General features: G+C 65.7%; 4 protein-coding genes and 1 tRNA gene. 1 reads left to right on the plus strand and 4 read right to left on the minus strand.

Annotated elements, in window-relative coordinates; translation table 11 throughout:
- Positions 1 to 10: 10 nt before the first annotated feature.
- From TSO5_RS19020 to glgX, 4 genes are all read right to left on the minus strand, one after another.
- Positions 11 to 84 (minus strand) — tRNA-Gln (locus TSO5_RS19020).
- 161 nt (positions 85 to 245) lie between these two features.
- The gene (gene malQ / locus TSO5_RS19025; protein WP_109153021.1) at positions 246 to 2,438 is read right to left on the minus strand and encodes a 4-alpha-glucanotransferase; all 2,193 of its coding nucleotides are present in this window, start codon (positions 2,436 to 2,438) and stop codon (positions 246 to 248) included.
- Positions 2,439 to 2,544: 106 nt separating this feature from the next.
- On the minus strand, positions 2,545 to 3,642 hold the full coding sequence (locus tag TSO5_RS19030) for a response regulator (RefSeq protein ID WP_109153022.1): 1,098 nt from the start codon (positions 3,640 to 3,642) through the stop codon (positions 2,545 to 2,547).
- 154 nt (positions 3,643 to 3,796) lie between these two features.
- Positions 3,797 to 5,935, minus strand: a complete 2,139-nt coding sequence (glgX, locus tag TSO5_RS19035; RefSeq protein WP_109153023.1) for a glycogen debranching protein GlgX — start codon at positions 5,933 to 5,935, stop codon at positions 3,797 to 3,799.
- A gap of 764 nt (positions 5,936 to 6,699) precedes the next feature.
- Between glgX and TSO5_RS32315 the strand changes: the two genes are divergently transcribed.
- Positions 6,700 to 7,245 (plus strand): TIR domain-containing protein, encoded by a 546-nt coding sequence (locus tag TSO5_RS32315; protein WP_146203809.1) that lies wholly within the window; start codon positions 6,700 to 6,702, stop codon positions 7,243 to 7,245.
- The last annotated feature ends 33 nt before the right edge of the window (positions 7,246 to 7,278 follow it).

A 7,278-nucleotide genomic window follows, 5' to 3' on the forward strand; every position in this document is an offset into this window, starting at 1 on the left:
AACTGGGAGTTGGTTGGGGGACTAGGATTCGAACCTAGGCTGGCGGAGTCAGAGTCCGCTGTCCTACCGCTAGACGATCCCCCAGACCGTCACCGGGGCGGCTCGTTTGCCGTGCCCCGTGGTGTGGGCGGGTTTATAGCGACCATGTGCCGGGCTGTGAAGAGCTTTTTTCGCTTCGCATGCATTTTTTTCCAACAGCCGCCACCGGCCCGGGTTTCCCTCTGGCCGGCGGCGGCGGACGGCGGTCAGCGTCGGGCGATGGCGGCGATCGGGGCGATGATGTGGCGGAGGTCGTCGTCGGACTCCAGCTCCTCCAGCTTGCGTGGAAGGCGGCGGCGCCAGTTGGGGTGCTGGTCCACCGTGCCGGGCAGGTTGGGCTGCTCGTCGTCGGCCAGCGCGTCCTCGATCTGCACCATCACGATGCGGGACGGAGTGCGCGCCAGATAGGCGTGAACAGCGGCCGACAGTTCCACGCGGAAAGGCTGGTCGCCATCATCGCTGGGATAGCCGTCCGGGCGCAGCCCCTCGCGCGACAGCGCTTGCAGCAGGCGCCAGCGGTCGACTCCACGGTCCCAGATATCCTTGTCGCGGCTGGCATCGTCCGGATATAGGCCGAGGCGCCGGCGCCAGTCCAGGTCGCGGCCGGTCCAGAAGCCCTTGAAAGGCGCCAGATCATGGGTGCTGACCGTCGCCATCGACCCGGCGGGATAGTCGCCGGGGGGCTTGAAGCCGCCGTCGGCGGTGCGCTCGAAATAGAGCACACGGTAGCTGAGGATGCCGGCCTGCTCCAGCGCCGGACGGAAGCCCTCCGGCACCGTGCCCAGATCCTCGCCGATCACGACGCAGCGGTTGCGGCGGCTCTCAAGCGCCACGATGCGCAGCAGGTCGTGGAAGGGATAGGCGACATAGGCGCCAGGGCTGCCGTCCTCCGGAATCCAGAACAGGTGCTGCAGCGCCATCACATGGTCGATGCGGAGCGCGGCGGCATGGCGCATGTTGGCGCGCAGAAGCTCGATGAAAGGGCGGTAGGCGGATTCGCGCAGACCCAGCGGCGACAGCGGGGCGAGGCCCCAGTTCTGGCCGTTCATGTTGAACTGGTCGGGCGGCGCCCCGACATTGGCGCCCTGCACCAGCATCGACGGATCGGCCCAGGCGGAGCCACCGCCGGGATGGGCGGCGACGGCAAGGTCGCGGTAGAAGCCCATGGCAAGCCCGGCGGACCGCCCGCGCGCAGCGGCCTCCCCCAACTGGCGGTCGGCCTCGAACTGGGCCCAGGCGAAGAAATCGACGCGGTCGGCATGCTCGGTGGCGAAGGCGGCAACCTCGGCGCTCCGCGGATCCTGGAAGGCGGCCGGCCAGCTCCGCCACATCCACTGCGCAGAATCCTGACGGAAGAAATGCTCGTGCAGGGCATCGAACAGGGCATGGCGGTCCAGTGCCGCGCCCATGTCCTGCCGGAAGGCGGCATAGGCGGCCTTGCGCAGGTGGTCGTCGGGAAGGGCGCGGAATCGGGCGTGCAGAGCTTCCAGGAGCGGCAGCTTCAGCGCGGCGACGGCGGGGTAGTCGACCAGTTCAGCCTGACGGGCTGCGGCCAGCGCCGTCTGAAAGGCGGGTTCCTCGATCCGGGCGCGCAGATCGTCGGCCCCGGCGAATTCGGGAATGGCGGCCGGGTCGATGTAGAGGATGTTGAGGAACTGGCGGCTGGACGGGGAATAGGGACCGATGTGGTTGGGATCGGCCGGAAACAGAGCGTGCAGCGGGTTCAGGCCGACCAGCCCGGCGCCCAGTCGACCGGCGATCTCGGCAAAGCCGGCGAGGTCGCCGAAATCGCCCATGCCCCAGTCATGCTCCGAGCGCAGCGAATAGACCTGCAGGCCGATGCCCCAGCTGCGGCCGGCCGGCACCATCTCCTCCACCGTCACGCAGCGGTCCGGCGCCACGATCAGGGTGGTGGAGCCGGACGGCCCCGCCGCCCCGCCGGCGGCCTCCACATGCAGGTCCAGCCGGTGATAGCCGATGGGCAGCGATACGGGCAGCAGGGCGCCCAGCGCGCGGCGCTCGTAGGCCGTGCCGTCGAGGGTGGCGCAGTCGGTGACGGGCAGGTCGCGGACCGGGATGCGGCCACCCTGGGCGGTGCCGCCCTCCGGCGTCAGATCCCACGCCAGGGTGGCATCGTCCAGGCCGGCCGGCAGGGCGACGTCCAGATCGATCCCCTGCCCTTCCCCGACCACCAGCACCGGCGGCAGCGGGCGACTCCAGGACCGGCGCTCGACCGTGCGCAGGCTGTCGGCGACCTGATCGTCGGTGGCGGCCTGCAACCCCATGGCGGCGATCAGCGCCCGCTTGGTGGCGGCGGAGGTCTCCCGCCGGTTGCCCCAGATGTCGTGATAGTGGGGTTCTAGTCCAAGCAGATCGGCCAGCCGGTCGAGATCACTCATGCAGGGTCCCCGCGGGTTGTACGGAAAGAGGGTGGGGCTTAGGGATTGGGGGCGCGGCTCGTGGCGTCAATGCCGCCCGGCGGCCTATGCCATCGGCACGCCCCAATTAGCCGGCCGACAGGGCGGTGCTCGCCGGCCCGGCCGCGGCCGGCGGCGGAGCGGAGGAAGCGATGGAGTCGTTCGCGGCCTCGCCCGCCGCATCGGCGGATGACGCCGCCGGCGCCGACGCGGCAGCGGCGGCCTTGGCCTGGGCGATCTGCTCCAGCCGGCTGCGATAGCCGTCGACGGCGGCGGAGACCTCGCGCGTCATCGCCTCAAGCGGGCGGTCGGGATCGACGGCTTGCATCAGGGCGCGGGACAGGGCCTGCAGCTGGTCGCGGTCGTCGGCGGAGACGGGACCGGCTTCGGCGGCGGCCCGCACCTTGTCGGCGAGGGATTTGATGGCGCGGGCGACCGCCTCCACCGGGGCATGGTCGCCGTCGTCGCCCAGCCGGTGCAGCAGATCGTCGAGGAAGCCGCCGATGCGGCCGACATGGTCGATGGACATGCGGTCCGGAACCGGCCGCGCCAGACCGACCAGGGCGAATTCGATCAGGAAGGCGACCTGGATGCTGGCGCGCAGCCGCTTCTGGGTGGTGACGGTGGCGATCGCTTCGTTCAGCCGCATGCGGGCGCCGGACTGGGTCCATTGGCCGGTCGCCTTCAGCCGCAGCGTGTTGGGCGCGTCCAGCACAGGCACCTGCGCCCCCTCGCGCGGGGATTTGCGGCGGTCGGGACCGGTGTAGTCGGCGGTGACGACGAAGCCCTTGCGCGCCTCGATCAGGCTGACGATGCGCTCGCGCACCTGCTTGGGCGACACCGGCTTCATCAGCAGGTCGTCGCCGCCGGCATTGGTGACACGGGTCAGCAGCGCCGGGGTCGGCGCCCAGGTGGTGACGATGACGCAGGCGAAGGGGTTGGGCACCGCCGGTTCGTTGCGCAGGGAGCGGATGAAGCGGAAGGCCTCCGAATCCTCGCCGTCGGCATCGACCAGCACCAGATCGGGCATGGCCGCGGCCAGCAGCCCGGCGGCGGCCCTCACCGAATCGAACAGCTCCACCCGGCGGAAGCCCAGCCGGATCAGCACGTCGCGGAACACGCGCGCGGTGTTGAGCTGGCTGTCGATGATCGCGGCGTCGACCTGCGAGAAATCGTAATCCGGCATCGTCCTACCCGAAGCTCCGCTGCCGCTGTGACGGGAACGCGCGGCGCAGCGTAACACGCTTTGTCTCCGACCGTCGCGGTAGCATCTCCGCCGGGGGGATGGACAGTGGGCAAAGGATCGCAGGGCGATGCGCCATCAGTTTCATGCCCGCCCCTCACATGCCCGGCTGCTCCACCAGGGTGAAGACCAGGACGGTCCGCCCATCGACCAGGGCCGAGCGCCCGGCCAGATGGATGCGCTCGTCCCCCGCCCCGTCGGCGACGCGGGTGTCGAGCACGCAGCGCCAGCCCCGGCCGCCCGGCACGTCGGGCAGGGTCACGGTCAGGATGTCGGCATGGGCGTTCAGCACGATCAGCAGGACGCCGTCGGACAGCGGCTGCCCGTCCGGGCCGACATGGGTGCCGGCGCGGCCGTTCAGCAGCAGGACGATGCAGCGCGCCTGGGTGTTGCGCCAATGCTCCGCCGTCTTCTCCACCCCTTGGGCGTTGTACCAGACGATGTCCTTCAGCCCGTTGGCCGCCACCTCCCGCCCATGCAGGAAGAGGGGGCGGCGCAGAACCGGATGGGCGCGGCGCAACGCGATCAGCCGGCGGACGAAGGACACCAGCGACCCGTCACGCCTGGACCAGTCGAGCCAGGTGAGGTCGTTGTCCTGGCAGTAGGCGTTGTTGTTGCCGTCCTGGCTGTGGTCCAGCTCGTCGCCGGCCAGCATCATCGGCGTGCCCTGCGACAGCATCAGCGTCGCCAGCATGTTGCGCTTCTGCCGCGCCCGCAGTTCGGTCACCGCCGGATCGTCGCTCGGCCCCTCCACCCCATGGTTCCAGGAGCAGTTGGAGGAATGGCCGTCGCGGTTCTCCTCGCCGTTCGCCCAATTGTGCTTGTCGTTGTAGGAAACGAGGTCGTGCAGGGTGAAGCCGTCATGGGCGGTGATGAAGTTCACGCTGGCCCAGGGACGGCGTCCGCGCTTCTCGAACAGGTCGGCGGAGCCGGCGATGCGGCCGGCCAGCTCCGGCAGCATGCCGTCGTCGCCGCGCCAGTAGCGGCGCACGGTGTCGCGGTAGCGGTCGTTCCACTCCGCCCAGCCCGGCGGGAAATTTCCGACCTGATAGCCGCCGGGTCCGACATCCCACGGCTCGGCGATCAGCTTGACGTCGGCCAGCACCGGGTCCTGCCGCACGGCGTCGAGGAAGCCCGAGCCGGGGTCGTAGCCGTAGGGTTCGCGCGCCAACACGGTGGCGAGGTCGAAGCGGAAGCCGTCGACATGCATCTCCGTCACCCAGTAGCGGAGGCTGTCCATCACCATCTGGACGACGCGCGGGTGGCTGAAATCCAGCGTGTTCCCGGTGCCGGTGTCGTTGATGTAGTAGCGCGGGCTGTCCGGCATCAGCCGGTAATAGCTGAGATTGTCGATGCCCTTGAAGGACAGGGTCGGCCCCAGATGGTTGCCCTCGGCCGTGTGGTTGTAGACGACGTCGAGGATGACCTCGATCCCCGCCTCGTGCAGGCGGGCGACCATCGTCTTGAACTCCGACAGGACGCCGGTGTTCATGTAGCGCGGCTCCGGCGCGAAGAAGCCGATGGTGTTGTAGCCCCAGTAGTTGGTCATGCCGCGGGTGACGAGATGCTGCTCGTCGGCGATGGCCTGGACCGGCAGGAACTCCACCGAGGTGATGCCGAGGGCGCGCAGATACTCTATGACCGTCTGGGTCGACATGCCGGAGAAGGTGCCGCGCAGATGGGCCGGCACCTCCGGATGGCGCATGGTGAAGCCGCGGACATGGGTCTCGTAGAGGACCGTGTCGATCCAGGGAACGCGGCGGTGGCGGTCATGGCCCCAGGTGAAGGCGCCGTCCACCACCCGGCATTTCGGCATGCCGCGGGCGTTGTCGCGCCGGTCGAAGGATAAGTCCTCGCGCGTCGAGCCGACCCGGTAGCCGTAATGGGCGTCCGACCATTTGAAGCCGCCGAACAGCGCCCGGGCATAGGGGTCGATCAGCAGCTTGTTCGGGTTAAAGCGGTGCCCCTCCTCCGGCTCGTACGGCCCATGGACGCGGTAGCCGTAGAGCAGGCCGGGGCGGGCGTCGGGCAGGTAGCCGTGCCAGACCTCGTCGGTGTGTTCCGGCAGGGTGATGCGTTCCACCTCGCGCTGGCCGGTCTTGTCGAACAGGCAAAGCTCCACCCGCTCGGCATGGGCGGAGAAGAGCGCGAAATTGACGCCGAACCCGTCCCAGGTGGCGCCGAGCGGATGGGGCTTGCCGGGCCAGACCGGGGTGCGGACAGGGGTGGAGGGCATCAGCGGACGGCCTGTGTGGTGGAATTCTTTGACGTGATCGTCAGGGCCGCTGATCCGGCGGGGCGCCGGTTTGCAGGCCGGCGGATGGAACGTTTGGAACAGGATGAAACAGTTTTCGGGAGGTGTTCCATTGTTCCACGCCCCCTTTGCCCCGCCGTGGCCGCGTACGGACTCCCCCGGCGGCACAGCACCTTGCGGTTTATCCGCCGGGTCCACATCGCGTCATAAATGAAGGGAACGGAGTTCCTATCGACCATCAGCCAGCGCACGCTTCACCGGTTCCCCGAAAAGAAACAAGGGATCCAATAAGAAAGCCTCCCCCCGGCGGCGTCAAGGGAGGTTGGGAAAGAGGCTTCACCCTATTCAATGCGCTGCCTCATTCAGCGCGCGATGAGCAACCATCGACCACGATGTCCCATACGGCGGCACAAGGGCAAGCTCGAGGCGCGCACGTCCGCCGCCCGAAACGCGTGCTAATGGACACCCTTACGCCGGAAGCAGTGAAGGCTTCAACGCCCTTCGCAGTGGGCATCGGGCGGATGTTCGGGACTATTCGGCCGTCCCTCGATTCGGTCGGCGATCGCCGCCAGAGAGGCAACAAGTAAGGTACAGAATGCCATCGCGGGTTTCCGCAGATGGAAGCCTCAAAGCGAGTTCTGGAAATGCCATTTGCGACAGCAGCGCAATACGGACATATTCAATCAGTTGAGTTTGACTCGCTTTCTTTTCTAATATAGCATATTTTATAATGAAGACAACTATCAATGGCAGAGAAAATGGCTCCTCGTAAAATCAAAATTTACGTATCCTACGGAAAGAGCGAAATAGACATTCCGTTTGTCTATAATCTTGTGCAGTCAATTGAAAATTCAAGCAAAGCAGAAATTGACTTCTTATTAGATGAAAAACTTCCAGTCGGCGGAGACATAACGTCTTTCATAAATCAGATTAATGAATCCAGCTTTGTATTGCTATTTCTAAGCCATTTATATAAAAAGAATTTAGAAAATAGAATAGGCAGATCGCATATTGAGTTTGACCTCATCATCAAGCGCTACAAGTCAATTTTGAAACAGCGCTCTAATTTTTCGCAAACTTATCCAGATGGAACTCGTATACATCGTCCGGAAAGCGTTTTTATCATTCCAATTCTTTTAGACGGAGAGTTCAACGATGTGTGTCCGGAAGAAATTTCTCACCTGAAGTACTATGACTTTCGTAAATTCCGCAGTCTTGGATTTTTTGAGTCGTCATCATTTATACCTAAGAGCCTGACCCGAAAAGAATTGAGTGATTTCAGTCCCTTGTGATTCGATCGATGTTGCGAAGCATGACGAATGACA

The sequence above is a fragment of the Azospirillum sp. TSO5 genome, assembly GCF_003116065.1.
Taxonomy (GTDB): Bacteria; Pseudomonadota; Alphaproteobacteria; order Azospirillales; family Azospirillaceae; genus Azospirillum.

Coding starts and splice junctions, on each gene's coding strand:
- TSO5_RS32315 (WP_146203809.1), top strand. CDS start 6,700: ATGGCAGAGAAAATGGCTCCTCGTAAAATCAAAATTTACGTATCCTAC.
- malQ (WP_109153021.1), bottom strand. CDS start 2,438: ATGAGTGATCTCGACCGGCTGGCCGATCTGCTTGGACTAGAACCCCAC.
- TSO5_RS19030 (WP_109153022.1), bottom strand. CDS start 3,642: ATGCCGGATTACGATTTCTCGCAGGTCGACGCCGCGATCATCGACAGC.
- glgX (WP_109153023.1), bottom strand. CDS start 5,935: ATGCCCTCCACCCCTGTCCGCACCCCGGTCTGGCCCGGCAAGCCCCAT.